The organism is Nostoc piscinale CENA21 (assembly GCF_001298445.1).
GTDB lineage: Bacteria > Cyanobacteriota > Cyanobacteriia > Cyanobacteriales > Nostocaceae > Nostoc_B > Nostoc_B piscinale_A.
The window spans coordinates 4,285,518-4,309,225 of the sequence record NZ_CP012036.1; the positions used below are offsets into that span (position 1 = coordinate 4,285,518).

General features: G+C 40.1%; 24 protein-coding genes and 3 pseudogenes. 15 read left to right on the forward strand and 12 right to left on the reverse strand.

The genetic code is table 11. The features are described from left to right. The first annotated feature begins 22 nt into the window (after nt 1-22). The 5 genes and pseudogenes from ACX27_RS34000 to aspS all read left to right on the forward strand — a co-directional run bounded on the left by ACX27_RS34000 (nt 23) and on the right by aspS (nt 3,320). A pseudogene (locus tag ACX27_RS34000) lies at nt 23-307 on the forward strand (BrnT family toxin). Between the two features lie 4 nt (nt 308-311). Continuing rightward, entirely contained in the window at nt 312-518 is a 207-nt protein-coding gene (locus tag ACX27_RS18625) for an antitoxin (RefSeq protein WP_062294912.1), read from the forward strand. Nucleotides 519-588: 70 nt separating this feature from the next. Next, complete coding sequence (locus tag ACX27_RS18630; RefSeq protein ID WP_062294913.1) at nt 589-1,143, forward strand: shikimate kinase; 555 nt, start codon at nt 589-591, stop codon at nt 1,141-1,143. 84 nt (nt 1,144-1,227) lie between these two features. Next, the gene (locus ACX27_RS31025) at nt 1,228-1,374 is read left to right on the forward strand and encodes a type II toxin-antitoxin system HicB family antitoxin (RefSeq protein WP_083468773.1); all 147 of its coding nucleotides are present in this window, start codon (nt 1,228-1,230) and stop codon (nt 1,372-1,374) included. 158 nt (nt 1,375-1,532) lie between these two features. Further along, nucleotides 1,533-3,320, forward strand: coding sequence for an aspartate--tRNA ligase (gene aspS, locus ACX27_RS18635; protein ID WP_062294914.1), 1,788 nt, complete (start codon nt 1,533-1,535; stop codon nt 3,318-3,320). A gap of 24 nt (nt 3,321-3,344) precedes the next feature. Here the strand turns inward: aspS and ACX27_RS18640 are convergent, their stop codons facing one another. The 6 genes and pseudogenes from ACX27_RS18640 to ACX27_RS32950 form a co-directional block, all read right to left on the reverse strand. Then, nucleotides 3,345-3,689: a hypothetical protein gene (locus ACX27_RS18640; protein WP_062294915.1), complete on the reverse strand. Its 345-nt coding sequence runs from the start codon at nt 3,687-3,689 to the stop codon at nt 3,345-3,347. Nucleotides 3,690-4,008: 319 nt separating this feature from the next. Further along, a pseudogene (trxA, locus tag ACX27_RS18645) lies at nt 4,009-4,359 on the reverse strand (thioredoxin); the annotation flags it as partial. 313 nt (nt 4,360-4,672) lie between these two features. Continuing rightward, complete coding sequence (locus tag ACX27_RS18650) at nt 4,673-5,836, reverse strand: GuaB3 family IMP dehydrogenase-related protein (protein WP_062294917.1); 1,164 nt, start codon at nt 5,834-5,836, stop codon at nt 4,673-4,675. 551 nt (nt 5,837-6,387) lie between these two features. Further along, entirely contained in the window at nt 6,388-8,781 is a 2,394-nt protein-coding gene (locus ACX27_RS18655; RefSeq protein WP_062298424.1) for an endonuclease MutS2, read from the reverse strand. A 463-nt stretch (nt 8,782-9,244) separates the two neighbouring features. Beyond that, nucleotides 9,245-10,876: an NACHT domain-containing protein gene (locus ACX27_RS18660; protein ID WP_200929823.1), complete on the reverse strand. Its 1,632-nt coding sequence runs from the start codon at nt 10,874-10,876 to the stop codon at nt 9,245-9,247. Continuing rightward, nucleotides 10,863-11,510: an NACHT domain-containing protein gene (locus tag ACX27_RS32950; protein ID WP_200929824.1), complete on the reverse strand. Its 648-nt coding sequence runs from the start codon at nt 11,508-11,510 to the stop codon at nt 10,863-10,865. The genes ACX27_RS18660 and ACX27_RS32950 overlap by 14 nt, the downstream gene beginning before the upstream one ends. Before the next feature lie 160 nt (nt 11,511-11,670). On the opposite strand from ACX27_RS32950, the gene ACX27_RS18665 reads away from it, so the two are divergent. Beyond that, nucleotides 11,671-11,883, forward strand: a complete 213-nt coding sequence (locus ACX27_RS18665; protein WP_062294918.1) for a hypothetical protein — start codon at nt 11,671-11,673, stop codon at nt 11,881-11,883. Nucleotides 11,884-11,930: 47 nt separating this feature from the next. Here the strand turns inward: ACX27_RS18665 and ACX27_RS32495 are convergent, their stop codons facing one another. Both ACX27_RS32495 and ACX27_RS18675 read right to left on the reverse strand, forming a co-directional pair. Continuing rightward, nucleotides 11,931-12,107 (reverse strand): hypothetical protein, encoded by a 177-nt coding sequence (locus ACX27_RS32495; protein WP_158507403.1) that lies wholly within the window; start codon nt 12,105-12,107, stop codon nt 11,931-11,933. Nucleotides 12,108-12,285: 178 nt separating this feature from the next. Next, the gene (locus ACX27_RS18675; RefSeq protein ID WP_062294920.1) at nt 12,286-12,495 is read right to left on the reverse strand and encodes a ribbon-helix-helix domain-containing protein; all 210 of its coding nucleotides are present in this window, start codon (nt 12,493-12,495) and stop codon (nt 12,286-12,288) included. A gap of 116 nt (nt 12,496-12,611) precedes the next feature. Here ACX27_RS18675 and ACX27_RS34005 point away from each other — a divergent pair, with 116 nt between their 5' ends. The 3 genes from ACX27_RS34005 to ACX27_RS18690 all read left to right on the forward strand — a co-directional run bounded on the left by ACX27_RS34005 (nt 12,612) and on the right by ACX27_RS18690 (nt 13,831). Beyond that, entirely contained in the window at nt 12,612-12,812 is a 201-nt protein-coding gene (locus tag ACX27_RS34005) for a hypothetical protein (protein WP_235526258.1), read from the forward strand. 294 nt (nt 12,813-13,106) lie between these two features. Continuing rightward, the gene (locus tag ACX27_RS18685) at nt 13,107-13,376 is read left to right on the forward strand and encodes a hypothetical protein (protein WP_062294921.1); all 270 of its coding nucleotides are present in this window, start codon (nt 13,107-13,109) and stop codon (nt 13,374-13,376) included. After that, nucleotides 13,373-13,831 carry a type II toxin-antitoxin system VapC family toxin gene (locus tag ACX27_RS18690; RefSeq protein WP_062294922.1) on the forward strand — a complete coding sequence of 153 codons (459 nt, stop codon included), beginning with the start codon at nt 13,373-13,375 and terminating at the stop codon, nt 13,829-13,831. Before ACX27_RS18685 ends, ACX27_RS18690 begins: the two co-directional genes overlap by 4 nt. A gap of 121 nt (nt 13,832-13,952) precedes the next feature. Here the strand turns inward: ACX27_RS18690 and pyk are convergent, their stop codons facing one another. Further along, entirely contained in the window at nt 13,953-15,719 is a 1,767-nt protein-coding gene (gene pyk / locus ACX27_RS18695) for a pyruvate kinase (protein WP_062294923.1), read from the reverse strand. A 437-nt stretch (nt 15,720-16,156) separates the two neighbouring features. Between pyk and crtR the strand changes: the two genes are divergently transcribed. Together crtR and ACX27_RS32955 are read left to right on the forward strand one after the other, a co-directional pair. Further along, nucleotides 16,157-17,059 carry a beta-carotene hydroxylase gene (gene crtR / locus ACX27_RS18700; protein WP_062294924.1) on the forward strand — a complete coding sequence of 301 codons (903 nt, stop codon included), beginning with the start codon at nt 16,157-16,159 and terminating at the stop codon, nt 17,057-17,059. A gap of 16 nt (nt 17,060-17,075) precedes the next feature. Then, a complete protein-coding gene (locus ACX27_RS32955) occupies nt 17,076-17,228 on the forward strand; it encodes a hypothetical protein (RefSeq protein ID WP_200929825.1) in 153 nt (50 codons plus the stop codon). Nucleotides 17,229-17,474: 246 nt separating this feature from the next. On the opposite strand, the gene ACX27_RS18705 is transcribed toward ACX27_RS32955, so the two are convergent. After that, complete coding sequence (locus ACX27_RS18705) at nt 17,475-18,596, reverse strand: serine/threonine-protein kinase (RefSeq protein ID WP_062294925.1); 1,122 nt, start codon at nt 18,594-18,596, stop codon at nt 17,475-17,477. Nucleotides 18,597-18,712: 116 nt separating this feature from the next. Here ACX27_RS18705 and ACX27_RS18710 point away from each other — a divergent pair, with 116 nt between their 5' ends. From ACX27_RS18710 to ACX27_RS34015, 4 genes are all read left to right on the forward strand, one after another. Then, nucleotides 18,713-19,807, forward strand: a complete 1,095-nt coding sequence (locus ACX27_RS18710; RefSeq protein WP_062294926.1) for a PstS family phosphate ABC transporter substrate-binding protein — start codon at nt 18,713-18,715, stop codon at nt 19,805-19,807. A 371-nt stretch (nt 19,808-20,178) separates the two neighbouring features. After that, nucleotides 20,179-20,901, forward strand: coding sequence for a hypothetical protein (locus ACX27_RS18715; RefSeq protein ID WP_062294927.1), 723 nt, complete (start codon nt 20,179-20,181; stop codon nt 20,899-20,901). Then, nucleotides 20,843-21,496, forward strand: a complete 654-nt coding sequence (locus ACX27_RS34010; protein WP_083468774.1) for a HAMP domain-containing protein — start codon at nt 20,843-20,845, stop codon at nt 21,494-21,496. The genes ACX27_RS18715 and ACX27_RS34010 overlap by 59 nt, the downstream gene beginning before the upstream one ends. Next, nucleotides 21,480-22,097, forward strand: a complete 618-nt coding sequence (locus ACX27_RS34015) for a sensor histidine kinase (protein WP_062294929.1) — start codon at nt 21,480-21,482, stop codon at nt 22,095-22,097. The genes ACX27_RS34010 and ACX27_RS34015 overlap by 17 nt, the downstream gene beginning before the upstream one ends. A 131-nt stretch (nt 22,098-22,228) precedes the next feature. Here ACX27_RS34015 and ACX27_RS35795 read toward each other — a convergent pair. Continuing rightward, nucleotides 22,229-22,615, reverse strand: a pseudogene (locus ACX27_RS35795) (hypothetical protein); the annotation flags it as partial. A gap of 226 nt (nt 22,616-22,841) precedes the next feature. Further along, nucleotides 22,842-23,684: a hypothetical protein gene (locus tag ACX27_RS18735; protein ID WP_062294931.1), complete on the reverse strand. Its 843-nt coding sequence runs from the start codon at nt 23,682-23,684 to the stop codon at nt 22,842-22,844. Between the last annotated feature and the right edge of the window lie 24 nt (nt 23,685-23,708).

Here is a 23,708-nt window from a genome sequence, read left to right on the forward strand (position 1 = left end):
AAAACTAAATAATTTAATAAACATGAGTCAATTATTATTTGAATGGAATAACGAAAAAAATAAAATCAATCAAAAAAAGCACGGTGTTTCATTTGAAGAAGAAAAATCAGTATTTTATGATGATAATGCAATTGAATTCTGGGATGACGCGCATTCTGAGACATAAGACAGATTTTTATTGCTGGGCAGAAGCTCAAAAATGAGAATATTACTAATTGTTCATTGTTTCCGAGAACAAGAATCTATAATCAGAATTATTTCCGCACGAAAGGCTACTCAAAAAGAAAGTCAACAGTATCGAGGATAAAAGAATGAAACCAGAATATCACCTCGCTAATATGAAAAGTCGTCCTAATCCTTATGCTAAACAGCTAAATCAACCAGTCACTTTACCTTTGGGCATTGAGGTAATTGAATTTTTCCAAAAGAAAGCAGAAGAAAAAGGGATTTCTTATCAAGAATTAATTAATTTATACCTTCAAGATTGTGTACTTAGTCAGCGTGAAATATCTTTTTAAGCAGTATAGTTTGTTAACTTTTGGTGTAACCGAGATCAGCAATGGTTAATTTTCTAATATTAAAAAAAATATGGTATCAAATATTATCTTGATTGGCCCTATGGGTGCTGGTAAATCTACTATTGGTGAATTATTAGCAAATCAGCTTGGTATTCCTCAATGCTCAATGGATGAACTAAGACTGGGATATTACCAAGAAATTGGCTATGATGAGGAATTAGCAAAACAGAAACGTGAAACTGGAGGCTTATGGAGTATTTGCCAATATTGGAAACCTTTTGAAGCTTATGCAGTAGAAAGATTATTATCAGAATATAAAAATTGTGTGATAGATTTTGGTGCAGGTCATTCTGTTTACGAAGATACTTCTTTATTTCAAAGAGTACAAAAAGTTTTAGAACCATTACCTAATGTAATTCTTTTGCTACCATCACCTGATTTACAGGAGTCGCTGCAAATTTTAAATGATCGCAACGAATATGTACCTGATGGCAGTCCCAACATTAATGAACACTTTCTGAGTCATCCCTCAAATTATCTTCTGGCAAAGTTTACTGTATACACAAAAGATAAGGCTCCACAGGAAACTTGCAATGAAATTTTAAATTTGGTGCTAAAAAGATAAACAGAGTAATTTAGTTATGTTTGTGCTTATAGACTTTATGAATCATTTAAAATCACATTACTCCATCAAAACATTAATTTTAAAATGAGCAGAGAATTTAACGTGATTATAGAGCGAGACTCTGACGGTTATTTTGTTGCCTCGGTGCCGAGTCTGGCTGGATGTCATACCCAAGCTCAATCTTTAGAAGAACTGATGGAGTGTATAAAAGAAGCTATTGAACTGTGCTGAGAGGTTGGGCAAGCTTAAAAATTGCTGATCTTCCTGCCTCCTGCCTGCTGCTAAGATATTATGCCATCGGTTCTTCAATCAGATACTATTGATGCTAGATAATGGGAAAGCTTTGACTTTTATTGACCCATCTAGCCCGGAAGAACACATTAACTACTATGCGAACTCACTATTGCGGCGAACTCCGAAAAGAAGACATTGGAGAAACTGTTACCTTGTACGGATGGGTAGACCGTCGCCGCGATCATGGGGGCGTGATATTCTTAGATTTACGCGATCGCTCTGGCACAGTCCAAATTGTCAGCGATCCACAACGCACCCCCGATTCCTACGAGCAAGCCAATGCTTTGCGGAATGAATACGTCGTCGAAATCACCGGCAGAGTAACGCAACGTCCCGAAGAATCACTGAATAACCGCATTCCTACAGGTGAAGTGGAAATTTACGCGGACAAGATTACATTGTTGAATGCAGTCCGCAAGCAGCTACCATTCCAAGTTTCTAGTGCTGACACCGAATCGGTACGGGAAGACTTAAGACTAAAATACCGTTATTTGGATTTACGGCGCGATCGCATGGCGCAAAATATGCAACTGCGTCATCAAGTCGTCAAAGCTATGCGGCGCTATTTAGAAGACGGCGAAAATTTTATCGAAGTTGAAACACCAGTCTTGACTCGTTCCACCCCCGAAGGTGCGCGGGACTATGTTCTACCCAGCCGTGTCAACCCTGGTGAATGGTTTGCTTTACCCCAATCACCGCAACTATTTAAACAAATTTTGATGGTATCCGGTATGGACAGATACTATCAGATTGCTCGTTGCTTCCGGGATGAAGATTTACGCGCCGATAGACAGCCAGAGTTCACCCAATTAGACATGGAAATGAGTTTCATGTCTCAAGAAGAAATTATTGAACTCAACGAAAAGCTGGTTTGTCATATCTTCAAAACCGTGAAAGGTATTGAGTTACCCCATCCTTTCCCGCGCTTAACCTACGCTGATGCAATGGCGCGTTATGGTAGCGATAAACCAGACACTCGCTATGATTTAGAATTAGTTGATGTTTCCGATATTCTTAAAGACTCTGGTTTTAAAGTCTTTAAGGATGCTGTCGCCCACGGTGGTATCGTCAAAATTCTGCCCATTCCCAACGGTAACGACAAAATTTCTAACGTCCGCATTAAACCAGGCGGCGACATCTTCAAAGAAGCCAGTGAAGCCGGTGCGAAAGGTTTAGCCTACATCAGAGTTAGGGAAGATGGGGAAATTGACACCATCGGCGCAATTAAAGACAACCTCACCGCCGAACAAAAAGCTGAACTTCTCCGCCGCACAGGTGCAGAAGCGGGACACTTGTTATTATTTGCGGCTGGTGATGTTGCTACTGTTAACAAAACTTTAGACAGATTACGGCAATTTACTGCTAAAGAATTTGGGTTAATCAATCCCGAAAAACTCAACTTGTTGTGGATTGTTGACTTCCCGATGTTTGAGTGGAATGCTGACGAAAAACGTTTGGAAGCATTACACCACCCATTTACCGCACCCCATCCCGATGATTTGCACGACTTAAAAATTGCCCGCGCCCAAGCTTACGACTTGGTATTTAACGGCTTTGAAGTTGGCGGCGGTAGTTTGCGAATTTATCAGCGAGAAATTCAAGAACAGGTGTTTGAAACCATTGGCTTGTCACCAGAAGAAGCACAAAGTAAATTTGGTTTCCTCTTAGAAGCTTTTGAATACGGTACACCGCCACATGGTGGTATCGCCTACGGTTTAGATCGTTTGGTGATGTTACTTGCTGGGGAAGAATCTATCCGTGATGTGATTGCTTTTCCGAAAACACAACAAGCCCGTTGCTTGTTAACAGATGCGCCTTCTGGGGTAGATGCGAAGCAATTAAAAGAACTGCACGTTGCTTCAACATACAAACCCAAGTCATAACAAAGCCCAAGGGAGTAGAGAAAGTTAAAGTAAGCTTTTATCAATTAATTCTTCTTTAACTTTTCGATTTTTTTTATTATGCTCCCTTTGGTTTTCATCAATAGGTGAACTGTATTCTAAGGGAGGATTTAAACATTCTAAGTGTTTGATTTCTCCATTTTCATAAATGACAGTGTGACTGTCATTAGTCATGCGGTGTATAGCGTAGAATTCAAGATATTCAAGATTATTTTCAATTCCAAAAATGAAATTTATGCTCCAACCAGCTTGAAAAATTGAACCTTTTTGGCGCTCTTGTAAATTTTTATCTGGTAAGGTGATTTGCCATCGAGCAAACCATTTATTAAAAATATCTTGAATATTATCCATAAATAATAATGTCTCTTCCGTAGGTTTTAAGCTGTGTAGCAGCTTATATAGCTCATAGATTATTTGAATCAGTATCACAGCTAAAAAAACAAATTTTCCTCAAACTGGTAGTCTGAGGAAATATAAATTTAGCCCATTTTGGCTGTTAAATATTTGAGAAGCAAAATTAAGTTTCTCAGATATTTATATGCAGATTCAAGACCTTTTGAGAAAGTTTAACTGAGACGCAGGTTTTAGCGCCTCATAAACTTATTGACAAATATTTACACAAAACTAAAGCAAAAGAGCTTCTCAAAAGGATTTTATTCCTGATAGAGGTTTAAGCTGTAACATACTTTTCCAAAGTAGTAGCTAATGTACTTTTAGGTACAGCACCTACAACCATATCAACTTTTGCTCCATCTTTAAAAATCATTAATGTGGGAATGCTGCGGATGCCATACTGACTTGCAACTTGAGGATTCTCATCAGTATTAACTTTCACAACTTTGAGTTTACCATCGTACTGAGCGGCAATTTCTTCGACGACAGGAGCTACCATGCGGCAAGGGCCACACCAGGGAGCCCAAAAATCAACTAAAACAGGTACCGTGCTGTCGAGTACTTCTTGCTTAAAAGTAGAATCTGTAACTGCTGCGGCTGCTGACATGCCTAAAAACCTTTGCCAATTAAATTTCTGAGTTTCGTGAAAATTCTACCATAGCAAAAACATCTGCTTTGAAGAGCAAGGATGTACATTTGCAAAGAAGCCCTGGATTTTATTCATATATTCATAAACATAAGGAACCGCCCGAACAGTAGTCCGGGCGGAGTGTGGTGTGAGGAGTGAACGGAAACATGCGTCTCCGCTTTCTCTATTGTAGGCGACAGAAGGGATTTTTCCAGTTGAATGTTTGGGAGTCTGGAAAAATTTCCTAAAGAATTTCAACTGAAGTTTGAAGTCTAAAATTTCATCCTCCAGTCTTTAAAACTTTATACTTTCTTTATTTGCCCATACCTAATTGTTGAGCTTTTTGGTACACTTTACCTTCCGTTAACAAGGAAGGAGCAATTACAACTTCAACTTGTTGCATTTCTTTGATATCTTTGGCTCCCAATGTACCCATACTTGTTTTTAAAGCTCCTAACAAGTTATGAGTACCATCATCTAAGCCTGCGGGGCCAGTGAGAATTTGCTCTAAAGTGCCAGTTGTACCTACTTTGATTCGAGTTCCGCGTGGTAAAACGGGGCTGGGTGTTGCCATTCCCCAATGGAAACCGCGTCCTGGTGCTTCAGCTGCTCTGGCGAAGGGTGAACCAATCATCACACCGTCAGCACCACAAGCAATACATTTACAAATGTCTCCGCCAGTAATTAGACCACCATCGGCGATGACAGGCACATATTTACCAGTTTGCTGATAATAATCATCGCGGGCAGCGGCACAATCTGCGATCGCTGTTGCTTGGGGTACACCCACACCCAACACACCACGAGAGGTACAAGCAGCCCCAGGGCCAATACCCACTAATACAGCAGCCGCACCAGCCTTAATTAAGTCCAAGGTGACATCGTAGGTAACACAGTTACCCAACACCACTGGGATGGGCATAGAACGGCAAAATTCTGCCAAATCGAGGGTAACTATCGACTCTGGTGATAAATGTGCTGTAGAGACGACTGTAGCTTGAATAAAGAATAAATCTGCCCCAGCTTTAGCAACAACTTCACCAAATTTACTCGCACCTGCTGGTGTTGCACTGACAGCCGCAATACCGCCTTGTTCTTTAATTTCGTGAATGCGCTTTTCAATTAACTCTGGCTTGATAGGTTCGGCATAAAGTTCTTGCATTAAGGAGACAAATTCATCCTTACCTACAGAAGCAATTCGATCAAGAATGGGATTTGGGTCAACATAGCGAGTTTGGATACCCTCTAAGTTAAGAACACCTAATGCACCTAACTGTGACAAACGCACAGCCATACCTACATCAACTACACCATCCATTGCACTAGCAATAATTGGTATATTTCGCTCGATATTGCCAATCCGCCAGCTAGTATCTGCCAAACTAGGATCTAATGTTCTTTTACCGGGGACTAGTGCAATTTCATCAATTCCGTAAGCCCTGCGAGCTGTTTTTCCCCGCCCAAGTTGAATGTCCACGCTGTTAACTTTTATCAAAACTGTTCTAGCTAGGGTATCAAATTGTGAGGGGATTTGCAGCGATTTTTTTGGAAGTAACTACAAAGATGTTTCAAGTTAGGGACTAGAGGTTAGAAAACGGGATTTTTGTAATTTATGAGAACTACTTTGTAAATGGGTGTAGGGGTATAAGGGTGTAAGGGTGTGAGGGGAAGAAATTTTCATACCTTTGGTTGTAAATTCTTTTGCTCAAGTCATGATTTACGTTCTTTTCGTTGCGCCTTTGCGCCTCGGTGTGAAACAAAAAAATAGCAAGAATAGGCAAGTTTAATCATATATAGGACTTACGCAAAAGTATGAAAAAACGAACCGCAAAGGACGCATAGACACAAAGTTATAAGAGTTGGAGAGAGTTATTGCGTAAGTCCTGATATAGCAGGAGGCAGAAGGAAGGATTTGACTACTGCTATAATTTCTGCCTAATTCTGCACAGAATTATCGATTATCTAACTTGTTAGAAAAGAGCGATCGCTCTTTTCCTGAGACAAGATTTTTAGCTAATATAATCAAGCTTAAGAAACGTGAGCAATAGTAACACCACTACCACCATCAGCTTGTTCTGCTGCTTCATAACTGCTGACTCGCGGATGTTGTTGCAAAAAGCCGTGAACACCTTGTCGTAATTTCCCTGTACCGTGTCCGTGAATAATCCAGATGGGGCCATTCGCTTCGGAAATGGCTTTGTCTAATTCAATCTCGGCATCGGCTACCCGTTTACCTCGTAAATCTACTGTATTTTTAGAAGTACGAATGGCTGGGGCGGCTTGGGGAGGCGGAGTGGTTGGTGCTGGTGTTGGCTTGGGTTTGACAATCGGTTCAGCCTTTTGCCCATCGAGAGATTCGATGTCTTGCAATTTGACTGTCATTTTCATAATGCCGAAGCGGACGTTTAACTCACCATCTTCATCGGGGGCGGTTAAAACTTCCGCAGTTTGTCCAAATTGGGAAATCCGGATGCGATCGCCCACTTTTGGCATAAACCCAACTTTCGGCTTAGGTGCTGGAGCTGGTTGGTATTTCTGGCTAATTTGATTTAAAGCATTCGTAGCTTGTTGGGCATCTTGGGCGGTGGGTGTACCTTGTTGCAAGCGGCGAATAACTTGGGCTATTTCACCTTTGGCTTGGGCGATCGCTTGCTGTACGGCTACTTCTTGGGAAACCCGTAAGGATTTTTCTCGTTCCTGCAAAGCGGCGGCTTTGTCGGATACTTCTTTATATAATCGTTCCGCTTGTTGTAATAATTTTTGGGCTTCGGCGGCTTTGGTTTCTTGGCGGCGACGTTGCGCTTCTAAGCCTGCAATGACTTGGTTAACTTCGTCCGATGCTTCGCCGACTTGGGTTTTCGCTTGTTCGACTACTTCCGGTTTTAAGCCTAAACGTAAAGCGATCGCTAAAGCATTGGAACGTCCAGGAATCCCCCACAATAAACGATATGTAGGCGACAAAGTAGCTTCATCAAATTCTACCGAGGCATTTTCAAACCGCGCATCTTCGTACTTCAGGGCTTTGAGTTCCCCGAAGTGAGTTGTGGCTATGGTTAACTGGGCGTGTTCTGCGAGATATTGTAAAAGTGCGATCGCTAAGGCGCTACCCTCGGCTGGATCTGTACCTGCGCCTACTTCGTCGAGTAATACGAGGGAGTGGGGAGTGCTGAGTGCTGAGTCGTTTTCTAAAGCATTTAAAATCCGGCTGATGCGGCGGATATGCCCAGAAAATGTGGATAAACTTTGCTGGAGCGATTGTTCATCACCGATATCTGCCAATACTTGGTCAAACCAAGGCATTTCCACAGGTTCGCGGGCGGGGATGAATAAACCCACTTTCGCCATTAAGGCTGCTAAACCCAGGGTTTTTAAGGTGACAGTTTTACCGCCAGTGTTCGGCCCGGTGATTGTCACAACCTTAATATGGGGACTAACCAGTAAATCTACAGGAATTACAGCGTGTCCTTGTTCGTGTTGTTGTTGCCAAATTAACAAAGGGTGACGCAACTGGCGTAAGGTGATGATTTCTTGTTCGTTGCGGTTGATAAATCTGGGGGGATTTGCTTTTAGCCAGTAACTATAACGCGATCGCGCCGTAGCTAAATCTAGGGTAGTGACAATTGCTAATAGCCTTTCTAAATCTGGAGTAACGGCTGCTACTTGCTCAGTCAAAGCACGACGAATTGCTTCTTCTTCCGCTTGTTCTCGCTTTAACGTATGTCGCAACTGATTACCCATCGGAACGATAGAATTAGGTTCCACGTACAAAGTCACGCCACTGGTAGAAGTATCGTGAACAATGCCGGGAATCACATCTTTGTGGCTGGCTTTGACTGGGATAACAAAGCGATCGCCCCGTTGAGTAATTAATTGTTCTTGAACTGCGTTGGATTTCGCTTGTAAAATATTATGCAGTTTTTGGTTAATTTGACTGCGTAATTTACGCAAATCGTCGCGGATTTCACTCAGCTTTTGACTGGCGCGATCAGCCACAGTCCCACGTTCATCAATACAACGGTGAATTTCCTGTTCTAATTCTGGGTAAGTGCGTAAATCGGCAACTAACTCAGTTAATACTGGTATATCTTCTTGGTTATCGATGACACGCCGTAAATTTCTCGCACCAGCCAGGGTAGTTGCGATCGCCAGTAATTCATCGCCAGCTAAAATCCCTCGGAGTTCGGCGCGTTCGATAGAATCACCAATATCTTGAATCCCATCAAAAGATAAGCTTGTCGTCAGCCGACTTTCCAGTTGGTAAACTTCTTTAGTCTGTGCTAATAACTGCTCACTGACTGACTGTGATGTGGGAATTTGTAAATTAGTGGATGCGATCGCCCCTAGCTTAGTAGCCGCAAATGTCGCCAAATGCTGGCAGAGGCGATGCCATTCTAGTAGTTCTAAAGTTTCCGCTTGGATCAAGGCTGCAACATCTAAAAAAATCTTATATGAAATTATCGTAACAACAGAGTCGCCTTTACAGCCAATACTCAGATGATGCACTTGCTTGGGTGGGATGGGAGAGGGAGCGATCTGCTTTACGTTATAATTGAAAGAGCATTTATACTCATTTATTAGTAAAACTTTCTTTTTTATGATCAACTATGTAGGGAACTAGTAAACTTCTGCTCTGCTTTTTTTGAACAGATTGTGCTTCTTCTATATTAGCTCTAATCAATCTTCTTAACCTTAATAAGTATTGAGTAAAGGTTCATGCTACTCCTAGTTTATATTCTAAAAACTGGCACAATTTGACTATGGTAACTGAAAAGTAAAAGAGCAATCGCAAATATCTTTTTTCATTAGTCAAGATTAAAAATTCAAATAAATTCCTATACCGTTTTTCTCCTCTTTCTTTGGCATTGTTTCAGCTTTGACTAAATTTTTAACTTTTAATTGGTAAAAACAAGCTATCTTCAATTTCCTGCCTGACTTCTCGGCTAATATAACAATCACTATTCAGGCAATCTACTAAGAGCTTATTTGCATCATAATACTGCTTTAACAGATCCTTTTGTACGTTGCTAAATTGCCAGTCATGCCCAATATTACGATATTCAATCATTATTGCTCTTAGTTGGTCAACCCAAGCTTGGCTATATGTCTGCTTTCTTAACTTTTCCAATAAATGCCGAACTTCAGATTTATCTATAAATTCGATAGCAACAGAGAGATTGAAAAAAGGTGAATGTGGATCATAATTAAGACTAAGAGCAAGTTCAAGGTCAACAGCTACATTATGCTCAAGACCATCATTAAATTTACGTGCTATGTGGGAGTCAAGGACTTTATCCAAGATTCGCCCTAAATCTAAATTTTTGATAAGCTCGTTATTATAATCAATTGGGGAGTAACTAGAAAAACCAATGGCATAATAAATCGCTCTGATAGCTGCTGGTTTATAGTTAGATTGGATAGATAAAGCTTTTTGGTTTACCCAATAAAGAAATTTTTGTAAGTTTTCATCTCTAGCTATAAAACTATTTACTTTCTGCTTCATTAATAAGAGAAGTTCATTAGACTTTCGCATCATACTAACAGTCAGCAAAAAAACCTCCCGCCAGCGTGTTTCTGTGATATGCTCAATCAAAGTTTCATAGTCAGAATTGGCAACTATTTCTCTTGCTACGAAATATTCGTGAAATGTTAGGTGAGAAAATGAATAGATGCCCTTTGCTCTTTCTACTAATAGCCCATGCTGTGCTTCAATAGACTTTAATACAGCTTCACTATCGAGTTTCAAGGCTTCTGGATCTAAGTCAGCATCACGTAAGTTGCAAATAAATTCAACAATGTATGCTTCGGCCATTTTTTGCTTAAAAAAATAGTTTTTATGCTCAAAAGTGGTTAAGGCAATTTGACTCAATAAATCTTCCTTTCGCTGCAAAGACAGATTTTTATAGACTTGATCCCGTTCAATATTGCGTTTGGCATCCCATTTTTTCAGCAATACATCTAATCCTTCTTGATAAAGCTCAGAACGGTTTGCTGGGAAATCTCCACTATCTCCAAACACCAAACACAGCAATGTCAAAAGTAAAGGACTACTTGCTAGTTCTTGGATTGGTTTATTCTCCTTTAGTTTTTGAATGAATCTTTGACTTTTAACTGGGTCAGTTAACTGGAACCAATTTTGAGCAAAAATGGCTATTTGTTTTTCGTCAAAATCTGCCATTTCTACTTCTGTGAAACTTTGATAGGTGTATTCTTTGGCAGCAATCCTACAAGTAATTACAAACTGATTGGTATGAAACAAGTCAGAAAATTCCCGAATTTGTCGTAAAATACGCTTGGTATCTTCCTCTCTTACTTCATCTAACCCATCCAGCAATACGAATGCTTTGCCCTGTTTCAACAGTTTCTCTACTGTGGCACCGACATGAGTTCCCCCACAGCTTGATAATAGTTGAACAATAAATTTCAAAATATCTGGCTTTTTAGGTGCTTCTGCAAAATCTTTTAATGTTATGAATATGGGAACTCTATTTGCTTGATATCTCCCTTCAATACACTGCATTGCTAGATATTTTAAAAAAAGTGGTTTTTCCTGCCCCTGGTTTACCTAAAACCATCAATTTACTATAACGCTGTACAACCTCTAATCCTGACACTCGTTTCTGTTTTACTCCGCTAAGTCCAAGTCGCTCAAAGTTATCATGGTCACAGCTTTGCATTAGTTCCGCAACTTTTAATCGTCTTCGTCCTGTTATTGCCTCCAGAATATTGACATTTGTGTAAATACCTTGTTTTCCTGTTAACTCAATTGGCTTAGGCATATCTAATACCCGCATGGTTCCGCACTTTTCTTTGATGTAGGGTTTGATTTGTTGGCGGATTTCTTGGACTAAAGCATCAATAGAATCATCTATGCCATCTGTAGTTAAATGACTAGAGGGTTTTTGCTGTGAGTATTTTTTGCTCAGATATTCCCGTAACCGGCTTTCTTTAACAGGGCCATGTCCGGTGATAGAAAATTTTCGATAAATTTCTGTAAGACAAGTGCTGAGGTTACTTTCAGAAATATTTAATTCTTGAGTTACTTGGACTCGGCTCTTACTACGACCAAATATTTCCAGAAAGACTTCTTTCTGTCGATGTGACAATTCAGTATATTGCTCTAGTTGCTTAAGAAAGTCTTCTGGTATAGACATTGATGACTCCCACAATTACTTATAAGCCAGTGTAGCCAAAGTTTTTATCAAAATGTGGAGTTAACTCAGTGTAAGTCAGGCTAAGTCAAGGCAAGTCAGATAAATAGCTACAAAAGAAAATTGCGACATTTAACTCAGTTAAGCTTCTGAGGAAATCGCAATGCTAGAAACACTAATCCCTTTGGTTGTTAATAAGTCTGTTGAAGTTTTTATTGGAATACTGCTAGAAAAGTTTTGTAAATGGCTACTGAGTGATGCCAATATCAAAAGTGCTAACAATTTCTGGAAAATGCAGATTCTTGTACTTTATCTAGATTGGGTTTTGCGAAAAACACCACTCAAAGATATACCAGAAGAATCACAAGACCAGTAGTAGGGATGAGCAAGCGATCGCACCCACAAATCACAGGTGATCGCTTTCTACTCGGCGGTGAGGATATATGTATCTGGTGGGTTTAACGGTTTTTGTTGGAGAAAGCACCGCAGCAGATGAAAAACTGGCCCATCATACCGAGCGATCGCAGGCATTAACCCATCATTTGCAAGCTTACGCTGAGAGCAAGCAACAATCAGTAAGTGTTGGCTTTGTAAATACACCTTGTCAATACACGCCAGTTAGCTTTTTATTGTTCTATATATTACTTGCTTAAACAGGTATTAATAGCTTTCTTCAATAGTTATTAATATTTTACTTCTGTAGCAACCCTAAACCATTTCCAAACCTCTCTCCCTTGTCCACCTTGTCTACCTTGTCCCTATTCTTCACATATCATAATTAATCTTCATTAACATCATTCCCCTCTTCCAGCTTATTTAGTGCATCTGCAATTGCTTGCCTGATAAATTCTGGGTAATTATCTAGACCTTTTAATTTTTCTAGCATAGATGGAGGAAGCCTGAGAGTTATTTTTGCGGTTAATGGTTCTTCCCTATTAGTTGTAAATTGATGCTTCTTTAAATAGGGTTTTTCTTCGTAATTAGGCATAAAAGTTTAAAAATAATTGTTTATCGCATGACTTCGTGCGATACTTTAATTGGCAGCTAACCGAGCCTCGCAAGTTGGGGTAGCTGCCAAACCCAATTAGAAAATTAGGCATTTCTATGTTTACACGTTCTGAACTTGAAAGCAAAACCCTTAAACAATTGCAAGACTTAGCAGCACGTTACGGAATCAAGCCTGTAGGAAATCCAGGTTACAAAACAAGCTGGGTTACTCCTTTATTAGCTTTTCCCGTACATGCTATTCAGCAATTCCAAGATAATAGAAGAGGTTTAAAAAAATCTGAGTTGGAAAAGTTTTGAAGCTCTTGAGGTTATTCTTAACGAAATAGGAGAACCTACAAATGAACAAGCCGCACTCATTCGAGCAACTTTAGAAGGTAGGTTACTTCCTCTGCCAGAACGCTACAACCAGACTAGAATGTTAAATCTCCACAAGACTAAGCTATTGCTACAACAAGCAATTGAAATACTAAGTCAATAGCATTTTTCAGAATTAACATTTACTACACTCCTTTCTTTTGAGAGGAGTGTTCTGAATTTCCCAAACTCTTATCGTGCTACCATGACCAATAAATTCTTGTGGGAGGTCGAGTAATGGCTACCCTTAATGCCTTGAATATACCCGATGAGTTATATGCACAACTGCAAGAGTTAGCGAAAGCGGAAAATAGCTCAGTTGATGCTCAAGTTATTACTATCTTGCAAAAGGTCTTGCAGGCAAAAACGCAGCCAGTGGAGGATGAAAGGTACAAAAATGTACTGAAAATTCTGGAAGAAAGTAGCCGCAATCGTCGCCGCTTAAATCCAGCCGACTTTGGATTACCTGATAGTACAGAACTAATTCGAGAAGACCGAGACAGATGACCACACCCCTTAGATGCGTGGTAGATACCAGTGTGTGCATCAAATATTTTATTGCTGACCCATTAACTACTAAAGTTAAGCAACTGTTTGGTCATCTTTCCAATCCACAGACAGAAATTTTTGTTCCAGACCTTTTTTATATTGAGTCTGCAAATGTGATGTGGAAGTATGTTCGGGCAAGAATGTACACTGTCGCTGAAGTGCAAACAGATTTAGCCACGCTCAAAAACTTTCCTTTACGTGTTGTCTCGACGGCTGATTTGATGACGGACGCGGTGAATATCGCCATCAACTACAACATTTCTGCCTATGATGCTTGTTATGTTGCACTGTCGCAGCAAGTCAATACTGTTTTACTGACTCTCGATGCAAAACTGGTGAGAGCGTTAAATAATTCATCTCATAATGTTTGCTCATTTCATGACTTTGAGGTTCCGCAGTTACCTTCAATATGATGTTTCACGCAGAGGCGCGGAGGCGCAGAGAGTTGTTAGAGATTCTTGGCAAGCCAGTATAAATCCTCCTACTCTCTGTCTCCTGGTCACTGAGCGTAGTCGAAGTGAGGCTTTTGCCTTTTTACGGTGTGCCTACTGCACCAGAGTAAACTAAACCACGCTGCACATCCAAAGTTAAAATCGCTCCATCACGGATAACTTGGGTGGCTTTCTTGACTCCAACAATCACAGGTACACCTAGACGTAAGCCAATCACGGCGGCGTGACAAGTCAGGCTGTCTTCCTCAGTGATAATACCAGAGGCTTTGCGGATGGCTTCGACAAAATCAGCACCAGTGCGGGGTGCAACTAAGATATCGCCGGGGTTAAAGTTGCTGACATCCATTCCTGTTTGAGCAACTCTGGCGCGACCACTTACAGAACCTTGTCCCAGTCCAATTCCTTGACCTAATACAGCTGTAACGACTTCAACTTTAATTAAGTCTGTGGAACCAGACACGCCTTGCAGTGTACCAGCGGTCATGACTACCAAATCGCCTTCAAACAGTAATTTATGTTCTTGAGCGACGTTGATAGCAGCTTGGAAGGTTTGACCAGTGGAAGGTAGTCCCAATACAAGTAGCGGTTTCACACCCCAAACTAGTTGTAATTGTCGCGCTACGTTGACGTGGGGTGTCACCGCCAAAATGGGGGTATGGGGACGGAATTTAGAAACGTTACGCGCCGTCGCCCCAGTTTGGGTTAAGGTCATGATTGCGGAGGCTCCCAAGTTTTCAGCAATTTGACCTACGGCTTGGCTGATGGCGTTAGGAATGGAACGTCTACTATCTCGCTGTTGGCGGATATCTGAGTTGCGTTGTTCTTGTTCGATACGTTCGGCAATCCGCGCCATTGTGGCGACTGCTTCCACTGGGTAACTACCAACGGCAGTTTCGTTAGAAAGCATGACTGCATCAGTACCATCTAAAATGGCGTTGGCTACGTCTGATACTTCGGCGCGGGTGGGGCGGGGATTGCTCACCATGCTATCTAGCATTTGAGTAGCGGTGATAATGGGAATCCCCAAGCGGTTGGCTGTGGAAATTAACCGTTTTTGTAATACAGGAACATCTTCGGCTGGTAGTTCTACCCCTAAGTCACCTCTAGCAACCATTACGCCATCACACAAAGCTAGAACGGCTTCCATTTGTTCAATAGCTTCGTGCTTTTCAATTTTGGCAATGACTGGTACTTGCTTGCCGGTGCTGGAAATCAATTCTTTGATTTCGATGACATCTTGGGGGTTGCGGACAAAGGAAAGTGCTACCCAGTCTACGCCTTGGTCAAGACCAAACATCAAGTCCTCGCGGTCTTTGTCGGTCATGGCTTTAATGGACAGGTAAACCCCAGGAAAGTTTACGCCTTTGTTATTAGATAATTTGCCACCGACGGTGACACGGCAAAGCAAATCACCTTTTTCCCGATTGGTTTCTTCCACTACCATCTCGACTCGTCCGTCATCGAGGAGAATTTTGGCTCCGGCGGGGACTTCTTCTGCCAAATATTCGTAAGTTACACAGCTAATTTCTTGTGTACCTACAACTTGGCGATTAGTTAAGATGAAGCGATCGCCTTTTGCTAAAACTATAGACCCATTTTCAAACCGCCCCAAGCGAATTTTTGGCCCTTGCAAGTCTTGCAAAATTGCCACTGGCTGATTAAGTTCAAAAGCAGTTTGCCTAATTAAGCGAATGTTTCGCTGGTGATCGGCATGAGTACCATGAGAAAAGTTAAGGCGCAGCGTGGTTGCTCCTGCTTCGATAATCGCTTTGAGCATTTCTGGGCTGCTGGTAGCGGGGCCAATTGTAGCGACAATTTTTGTCCGACGTAGAGAATCTCTTAATTGCATAGGGGCTGATTTTAGGGATCTTATTAAGCAGTCATAGTAAGTTCAGGGAGATGCTGTATTCAGTTACTGCCACATCCATCAATTTAAGCAGTTAGCGCGGGGCAGATAAAGGGTAGATTTGGGGAAATGATTTTAAATGTCAATTGCTGAGTTTTCCCTTTGATTATTCCTAGTAACTAAGGAACAGATTAGCTATCGTACACTAATCTTGATGCCCTCTCTCCCCAGGAATATATTTTCTCTCTACTCTTGAATAACTGAGCGATACACCCTAATTATCAGCAAATGCTTGGGTTTTGTTTGGAATCATAGCGTTATTCATCTACTGCGAAGCAGATGTTTAGATAAAAAAATTGCTATACAAAACTTCATTAAACTTTATTTTTTACTAAGATTGATCGTATATTCGTAATGTTTGATTAGGTAAGGAGTAACAAATGCTCGCGCTGGAGGCAGAACCAAAAGTATTGAAAATCCCGCCCAAGGAATTTTTAGAGCCTCCCGGTAATTTCAGCCCGACAATGTTAATTTTTTTGTCTGCTGTGACGATGCTGGTGCTATCCAATTTTGGCTACTGGTTGTGGGAATGGCCACACTGGTTATGCTTTTGTGTTAACACTTTAGCTTTGCATGGCTCTGGGACAGTAATTCATGATGCTTGTCACCAGTCTGCACATCGTAACCGGATAATTAACGCGATGCTAGGTCATGGTAGTGCTTTAATATTGGCTTTTGCGTTTCCTGTGTTTACGCGCGTACATTTGCAACATCATGGTAATGTTAATCATCCCCAAGATGACCCAGATCATTATGTCTCTACAGGGGGGCCTTTGTGGTTGATTGCAGTGCGGTTTTTATACCATGAGGTGTTTTTCTTTAAAAGACAACTATGGCGAAAATATGAATTGTTAGAGTGGTTTATTAGCCGCTTGATTGTTGTCAGTATTGTATATATTTCCGTTCAGTATGGATTTTTAGGTTATATTCTCAATTTTTGGTTTATTCCCGCTTTTATAGTTGGGATAGCATTAGGATTATTTTTTGATTATCTGCCACATCGGCCATTTGTAGAGCGCGATCGCTGGAAAAATGCCCGTGTCTATCCTAATCCCATTCTCAATCTCTTGATTATGGGACAAAATTATCACCTAGTTCATCATCTTTGGCCTTCAATTCCCTGGTACAATTATCAACCAGCGTATTATGTGATGAAGCCACTTTTAGATGCAAAAGGCTGTTATCAAACTTCGGGATTATTACAAAAGAAAGATTTTTTTGAATTTGTTTACGACATTTTTTTAGGAATTCGGTTTCATCATCATAAGCCAACTGATAACTAACAATTCGGAGGCTGAAATGAAAATTTGGGTATGGAGTGCCGTTGGCGTTTTAGCTGTTAATTTAACTGTGCTGGCAATTGTGGCATTTTTAATTCACCGCGACAGTACCCAACCAAACTATAATCAATCGCAAATCATGCAAAGTGCTGAGTCACCGAAGTTTGCTTAACGGGGGGAACCCCCCTCCGGGTTCGGTAGTTCGCAATCGACGGGAACCGCCAAGACTGCGACTACCTCACCGCACGCAACTTCTAGCTGAGTAAATTAGGACTTAAGCATAAGAACTAAAAATTAAGGGTTTTGGTGAGAGTGTAGGGGTATAGGTGTGTATGTATCTACAACCCTTACATCTCATACCCTTTCACCCCTAAACCCAGTCTCTACAGACAACTTTGGTGCGTAAGTCCTGTCATGTTTAACGATTGATATTCCCTGGTGTGGGTAAGGAATTTTGAATATTAGGTTCAGGGGAAATTATCTGCAAAGACCAATAACTCACAACCATCAAAATTAAACCAGAAACCACACCAATTAGTAAGCCAACCACTAAAGGTGAATTTTTGGGAATAACAGAAGTTTCAGGAATGCTGGTTGGTTTTTCTAAAAGTGGTGCTGATATGGTACTACTTATCACTGCATGAGATTGATATGCAGATAAATTATTGTGAGATGGAAATTTTGACAGTAGGGTAGCATCTTGATTATTGATAAGAGGTAATAGTGCTTCTAATACTTCCTTGGCGGATTTATATCTGTCTTGAAAGTGATAACGCACCATTCTATTAATTACCGCCGCGAATTCAACATTTACCTCAGCTAAATGTTGCCAAATAATTTCACCTGTTTTGCGATTTTCTGGTAATTGTGTGGGATGTACGCCGGTGAGTGCTTGAATTGCAATCATCCCTAAAGCATAGATATCACTATTAGGTTTTGGTCTGCCACGTTGTTGTTCACTCGGCATATATCCTGGTGTACCGATCGCAATTGTAGAATATTCAATCGGAACTAAATTTTTTTGGTTTTTAACCAATTGCGTCAAAATTGGTTTCACTGCCCCAAAATCAATCAAAACTAAACGATTATCTGATGTTCGGCGGATAATATTACTGGGTTTGACATCTCGATGTATTAACCCATGACTGTGAACAAAATGCAGAATTTCTAAAACCTCACGCAGAAGTTGAATAACTTGGCTTTGCGTCCAACAGTAACCAGGCTGGAGTTCTGTACTTAATGTATGTCCTGCAATAAATTGTTGTACTAAGTAGAATTCTTGGTCATCTTCAAAATAAGTCAACAAATGGGGAACTAAATCATAGTCACCAAGTTTTTGTAGTGCTTGTGTTTCTCGATTAAATAGCCGTCGGCGAATTTCTACAGGAATGGAAAGTTCGCTACTCGGTAAAAAATGTTTGATAACGCAGGTGGGACGGTGCGGAAGATACGTGTCTTCAGCCATGTAAGTTTTACAAAACGTTCCTTGACTTAAAACTTGTACAACCTGGTAACGTTCACTTAGTAACTTTATTAACATGTTACGATTTACCTGACGGTTGTTTGCCGTAATTCTACTTAAAGAGATTTACTTATAATTTACTTATATTTTTAATATATATTCTTGATTAAAGACAGTTAATAAAATTCAATCTAATGAGCAACAGTAATAGAAGAGCTGTTTCACTCAGCACAGATGCTATCCAAATGATCAGGGGTCTAATCATTGGTGAAGTCATTACAATTGTACTCATTGGTGGGCTTTGGTTGTGGCTAAGACCACGCTTATTTGTTAATAATCGTCCAGATTCTGTCTCTAGTCAGAATCCCGCCACTGTCAGTAGTCTTACGGGTTCAACCTTTGCTAATGTGAATGATATGCCAATCGGTGCTTTTAATTACGGTGGCAGTACAGCTTGGGCATCAATTAGACAACTAGTAGATTCACAGATTCAAAATACTCGTCCTGAATTTCAATTGCTCTATGTTAATCCTACAGATAGTAGTCCTGGTTCGGGCGCAGGAATTAGGATGTTGCTGTCTGGAGAGTTAGACTTTACTCAATCATCCCGTCCCCTAACAGATGCAGAACAAGCGGAGGCGAAAAAACAAGGTGTCACAATTGAACAACGTCAAGTGGGAATGGATGGAGTGGCTGTAGTAGTTAACCCAGAATTACAAGTACCTGGTTTAACAGTTGCACAGTTACAAAAAATTTATCTGGGAGAGATTACTAACTGGAAGCAAGTAGGCGGAAAAGATTTGCCAATTGTACCGTTGTCTCAATCACCTGACAATGCCGACACGCTTTTATTTGCTGATAAGCCAGCAGATCAGCAAAATTTCGGCTCGCAGGTAGAGTATGTTTACTCAACGACAGAAGCATTACGCCGCATTAAAACAACTCCTGGTAGTGTGTATTATGCCTCGGCTAGAGGGGTAATCAATCAATGTGGCGTGAAGCTACTACCTTTGGGGGTAAGTTCCGACAAGTTTGTGTCTCTTTACCGTGAACCAGTTGTAGAGCCAAATCAATGTCCTCGACAACGCAATCAACTAAATCCATCTGTCATCAAAAACGGTAGTTATCCACTAACTTCGCCATTATTTGTGATGATTAAACAAAACCAAGGTCAAGCACAACAAGTTGGGGAAGCATACGCCAAACTATTGCTGACTGAACAAGGACAAAGAGCGATCGCCCAAGCTGGCTTTTTACCTGTTAATAGCCAAGAAATAGCTGCTCATTAACCTACTTCAAACTGATGGTGCGCCTAATAATTGCAACTTTGTATCGTACTCATAGCTGAAAATACAATTAATAAAATCTGGGATTTTTTGCATCAATTAGAGTTTTGTAAACATAATTATGTAGATTAATCACTAAAATTTGCATAAAAAAATTTGTGATTTTTCTATTAATTTTTATGCAAATATATTTACGTGTAAATCAGTGTTCAACTGAGCCATCACTATCATAATTTGATAGTGAGGAAACGAGCCTGACTGATTTGTTTCTTATAGTTAATCTACTGGGAATACTAAAGGTAATTATTTTCAGGTGACGAACATAGTCGCACAGGCTGAAAATATAAATTACCAACTATCCTGTATCTCTTAATATGGCTGTTCTCAATTCACGCTCATCAAACCAAAAAACTAATTACATTACACAAGCTAAATCAACAATTCTTCAATGGACACAACGCTTGCAGGTAGGACAGAAAATTGCTTGCGGGTATGGAATAGCTTTGAGTGTGGCTGTTTGTGGAACGCTGGTTGGTTCACTGTTGGGAGATCATTACAACCAGGTAGCACTAGAAGCACAAGAAGATGCTCTACAAGAGATTCAGTTGATTAATCACCTGAAGATAGTTGAATTAACAACTAGGAATAAACGCCAACAGTTAATTACTTATTTGGATAATCCCCAACTTTTACAACACGAGGTTCTAGAACTAAGACAATCCATGACCGAGTTTAGGAAAATATGGTCACAATTGCAAGTTTTGGAAGGTGATATACACACTCAAGCGGGAGATACAGAAGAAGAAATTGCTATAGTTCAAAACTTTATGCAGACTTATCAAGGAGTACCAGAAGCTTACCTGCAAAAAGTTGAGCAACTGTTAGATGTACTCAAGCAAGAAAATTGGCACCCAAAAAATATTCAGGAAGCACAACAGCAGTTAATTAATTTTGATCGTAGTCAGGATGTATCTAGGATTAATCATTTTTCTGAAGCTCTAACCCAGATGGTGGTACGAGCGGCGGGTGAATATAAAGATGCAGAAGAGATTCTCTTGTCGGCTCAAAAAATTGCGATCGCAAATTATTATTACTAGCTTAGTCTTATCTGTGCTGCTGGCTGCGGTTTTAGCATTTTACACCAGTCGGGCGATCGCACAACCAATTCAAAACCTCACCCAAACAGTGCAGCATTCCATCCAAACATCTGATTTTGATGTACAAGTACCAGTGACGGCGGGAGATGAAGTAGGTGTTTTGGCGACTTCGTTTAATCAGCTAATTCAAGCTATCAAACAACTTTTAGCCGAACAACAAAAAGCCAATCAATATTTAGAAAATCAAGTTGCTCAACGTACTCAAGAGTTACAAGCAAATAATCAACATCTCCAAAAAACTCTAGAAGAACTGCATCGGACTCAATCTCAAATGGTGCAGAATGAAAAAATGTCTGCTTTAGGACAAATGGTGGCAGGTGTAGCTCACGAAATCAACAATCCAGTGAGCTTTATTTATGGCAATCTCAGTTATATTCAGCAATACACTCAAGACTTAGTAAAATTAATTCGTTCTTATCAAAAATGTTACCCTAATCCACCACAAGCCTTAAAAGCAGAAGTTGATGAACTAGAATTAGAATTTTTACATAAAGATTTACAAAAAAATTGTCAATTCAATGGAAATTGGTGCTAATCGTATCCGAGAAATTGTCAAATCTTTGCGAAATTTTTCGCGCTTGGATGAAGCAGAATTCAAAGCGGTAAATATGCACGAAGGTATTGATAGCACTTTAATGATTTTGCAACATCGTCTCAAAGACCAGCCTAAGCATCCGCAAATTCAGGTCATTAAAGAATATACTATGTTACCGTTAGTTGAGTGCTATGCCGGACAAATCAACCAAGTATTTTTGAGTATATTGACAAATGCGATTGATGCTTTAGAGGAAACCCATCAAAAAAGCCCAAAGCAACCTCTCACTATCTTGATTCAAACTCAAAGAAAATCGGAAACTGATATTTTAATTACCATTGCAGATAATGGTACAGGTATTCCAGAATCAGTAAAATCAAAGTTATTTGACCCTTTTTTTACAACTAAACCTGTTGGTAAAGGTACAGGATTAGGCTTATCAATTAGTTATGAAATTATTACCGAAAAACATCAAGGAAAGCTTTGGTGTGAATCCAGTCTAGGAAAAGGTACTAAATTTTTTATTCAAATTCCCATTCAGCAAGATTTGCCCTCAGAAGGCAAAATTAAGGAGGCAAGAGGCAGAAAGGAATCCCCGTAAATAAAGGAGGGAGGAGGCAGAAGGCAAGAGGAAAGAGGGTTGTAGTTTAATTCACCTTTCTTAATATAGTTATGTTTTTTACCACAGACTTACTTAAAATCTGGGATTTTTTGCATAAATAAGGTTTAGTCCTAGTATTTAGATTCATCTAGAGGTGTGGCTAGAGATTCCAAGTATTTGAGAAAATTGAGTAATTCTTCTTGGGTTAATAAATGGCGCGATCGCTTACCATAGGTTTTTATCAGATAATCTCTTCCCCACTCTACACTCAAACCTAATCGCTGCATTTCTTGATCAGTTTGAGCTATAACCTGAATAAACAAATCTTCTCGTGGTGATGGTGTAGGTTGAGCTTCCAAGTATCTGAGAAAATCGAGTAATTCTGATTCGGTTAATAAAGTCCGCCCTCTCTTGCCATAAGTTTTAATGAGATATTTTCTTCCCTGTTCTGGTGTCCAGCCTAAACGGTGTAATTCAACATCAGTTTTAGCTAATACTTCCGCTAAATTTACTGGTTTCATAAATGACTGAATTTTTTAGTATGACAAGGTAGTTTTGTAGTTTGGTTTTGATTGGATGAATTTTGAGAGTCAGCCATAATTACAAACTAAAACTTACACTAACTTCTTCAACCCTTATCTGTCTGTGTACTCTCTGGTTCGTTTCTGATACTAAAATCCAAACAATATCAGCCATTTGTCCTTACCAAGGATAAAGGACAAATGACTAATGACAAATCACTAATTAAAACCCCGCAATTGGATCAGGTTGAGATTGGAGATATTGTAAAAAGCTGTGCAGTTCTTCTTCAGTCAGCAAAGTACGTCCCCGTTTACCATAGGTTTTAATCAGATGTTCTCTTCCTTGTTCTGGTGTCCAGCCTAAACGTTGCAACTCCACATCAGTTTTTGCAATCACATCAGATAAATCAACTGCTTCCGCTTTCTTTTTTCTTTTACTGGTAGTTGTTGAAGTAGTTGTAGTTTCAGAAGAACTATAGTTACGGGGTGTAAATGGGGTGACATTACTCGCTGTCATTCCCGAAAAAGCTGGTGTTTCTGGTTGATGCGGAACTTCAATTTCTAAATTATCCGCAGAGGGAACAAACGCTGGCTCTCGACTGGGAGTTAAAGGTAAGCTAGGCGTTAAATCTGGGGTATGAGTATCAATGCTTAATGCTTCATTGGCAAATAAATCGGGTGTGAGAGTTTTACTACTAGCAGCTACAGGAGATATTTCCGGTTTACTAGTCACTAATTCCAAATTTTTATCGGGTGTAGCAGCATAAGTTGATTCACTGACATTTACTGTTGTCTGAATTACAGGAGTAGGTGCTACAGCATTTGTTACTGGAGGCGATGATTCTGCCTGAGTTTGTGGTGTATTTTTTACCCCTAATACCATCAGCGCCCGGTTGCGGGCTTGGTCTTCTGCGGCTTCTACGGTTTCTGCTGCTGCTAAACCAGTAGCACGGATTACACCGTCAATCTGCACACTGGCTCTAACAATATATTTGCCTTGAAAAATATCTACTAATTCGGAAGTTAAACTACCGTTGGGATACAAGCTCTGAAATTGAGCCAACATAATACTGTCACCAAAATCTAATGT

Coding starts and splice junctions, on each gene's coding strand:
- ACX27_RS18625 (WP_062294912.1), top strand. CDS start 312: ATGAAACCAGAATATCACCTCGCTAATATGAAAAGTCGTCCTAATCCT.
- ACX27_RS18630 (WP_062294913.1), top strand. CDS start 589: ATGGTATCAAATATTATCTTGATTGGCCCTATGGGTGCTGGTAAATCT.
- ACX27_RS31025 (WP_083468773.1), top strand. CDS start 1,228: ATGAGCAGAGAATTTAACGTGATTATAGAGCGAGACTCTGACGGTTAT.
- aspS (WP_062294914.1), top strand. CDS start 1,533: ATGCGAACTCACTATTGCGGCGAACTCCGAAAAGAAGACATTGGAGAA.
- ACX27_RS18640 (WP_062294915.1), bottom strand. CDS start 3,689: ATGGATAATATTCAAGATATTTTTAATAAATGGTTTGCTCGATGGCAA.
- ACX27_RS18660 (WP_200929823.1), bottom strand. CDS start 10,876: ATGCAGTGTATTGAAGGGAGATATCAAGCAAATAGAGTTCCCATATTC.
- ACX27_RS32950 (WP_200929824.1), bottom strand. CDS start 11,510: ATGTCTATACCAGAAGACTTTCTTAAGCAACTAGAGCAATATACTGAA.
- ACX27_RS18665 (WP_062294918.1), top strand. CDS start 11,671: ATGCTAGAAACACTAATCCCTTTGGTTGTTAATAAGTCTGTTGAAGTT.
- ACX27_RS18675 (WP_062294920.1), bottom strand. CDS start 12,495: ATGCCTAATTACGAAGAAAAACCCTATTTAAAGAAGCATCAATTTACA.
- ACX27_RS34005 (WP_235526258.1), top strand. CDS start 12,612: ATGTTTACACGTTCTGAACTTGAAAGCAAAACCCTTAAACAATTGCAA.
- ACX27_RS18685 (WP_062294921.1), top strand. CDS start 13,107: ATGGCTACCCTTAATGCCTTGAATATACCCGATGAGTTATATGCACAA.
- ACX27_RS18690 (WP_062294922.1), top strand. CDS start 13,373: ATGACCACACCCCTTAGATGCGTGGTAGATACCAGTGTGTGCATCAAA.
- pyk (WP_062294923.1), bottom strand. CDS start 15,719: ATGCAATTAAGAGATTCTCTACGTCGGACAAAAATTGTCGCTACAATT.
- crtR (WP_062294924.1), top strand. CDS start 16,157: ATGCTCGCGCTGGAGGCAGAACCAAAAGTATTGAAAATCCCGCCCAAG.
- ACX27_RS32955 (WP_200929825.1), top strand. CDS start 17,076: ATGAAAATTTGGGTATGGAGTGCCGTTGGCGTTTTAGCTGTTAATTTA.
- ACX27_RS18705 (WP_062294925.1), bottom strand. CDS start 18,596: ATGTTAATAAAGTTACTAAGTGAACGTTACCAGGTTGTACAAGTTTTA.
- ACX27_RS18710 (WP_062294926.1), top strand. CDS start 18,713: ATGAGCAACAGTAATAGAAGAGCTGTTTCACTCAGCACAGATGCTATC.
- ACX27_RS18715 (WP_062294927.1), top strand. CDS start 20,179: ATGGCTGTTCTCAATTCACGCTCATCAAACCAAAAAACTAATTACATT.
- ACX27_RS34010 (WP_083468774.1), top strand. CDS start 20,843: ATGCAGAAGAGATTCTCTTGTCGGCTCAAAAAATTGCGATCGCAAATT.
- ACX27_RS34015 (WP_062294929.1), top strand. CDS start 21,480: ATGGAAATTGGTGCTAATCGTATCCGAGAAATTGTCAAATCTTTGCGA.
- ACX27_RS18735 (WP_062294931.1), bottom strand. CDS start 23,684: ATGTTGGCTCAATTTCAGAGCTTGTATCCCAACGGTAGTTTAACTTCC.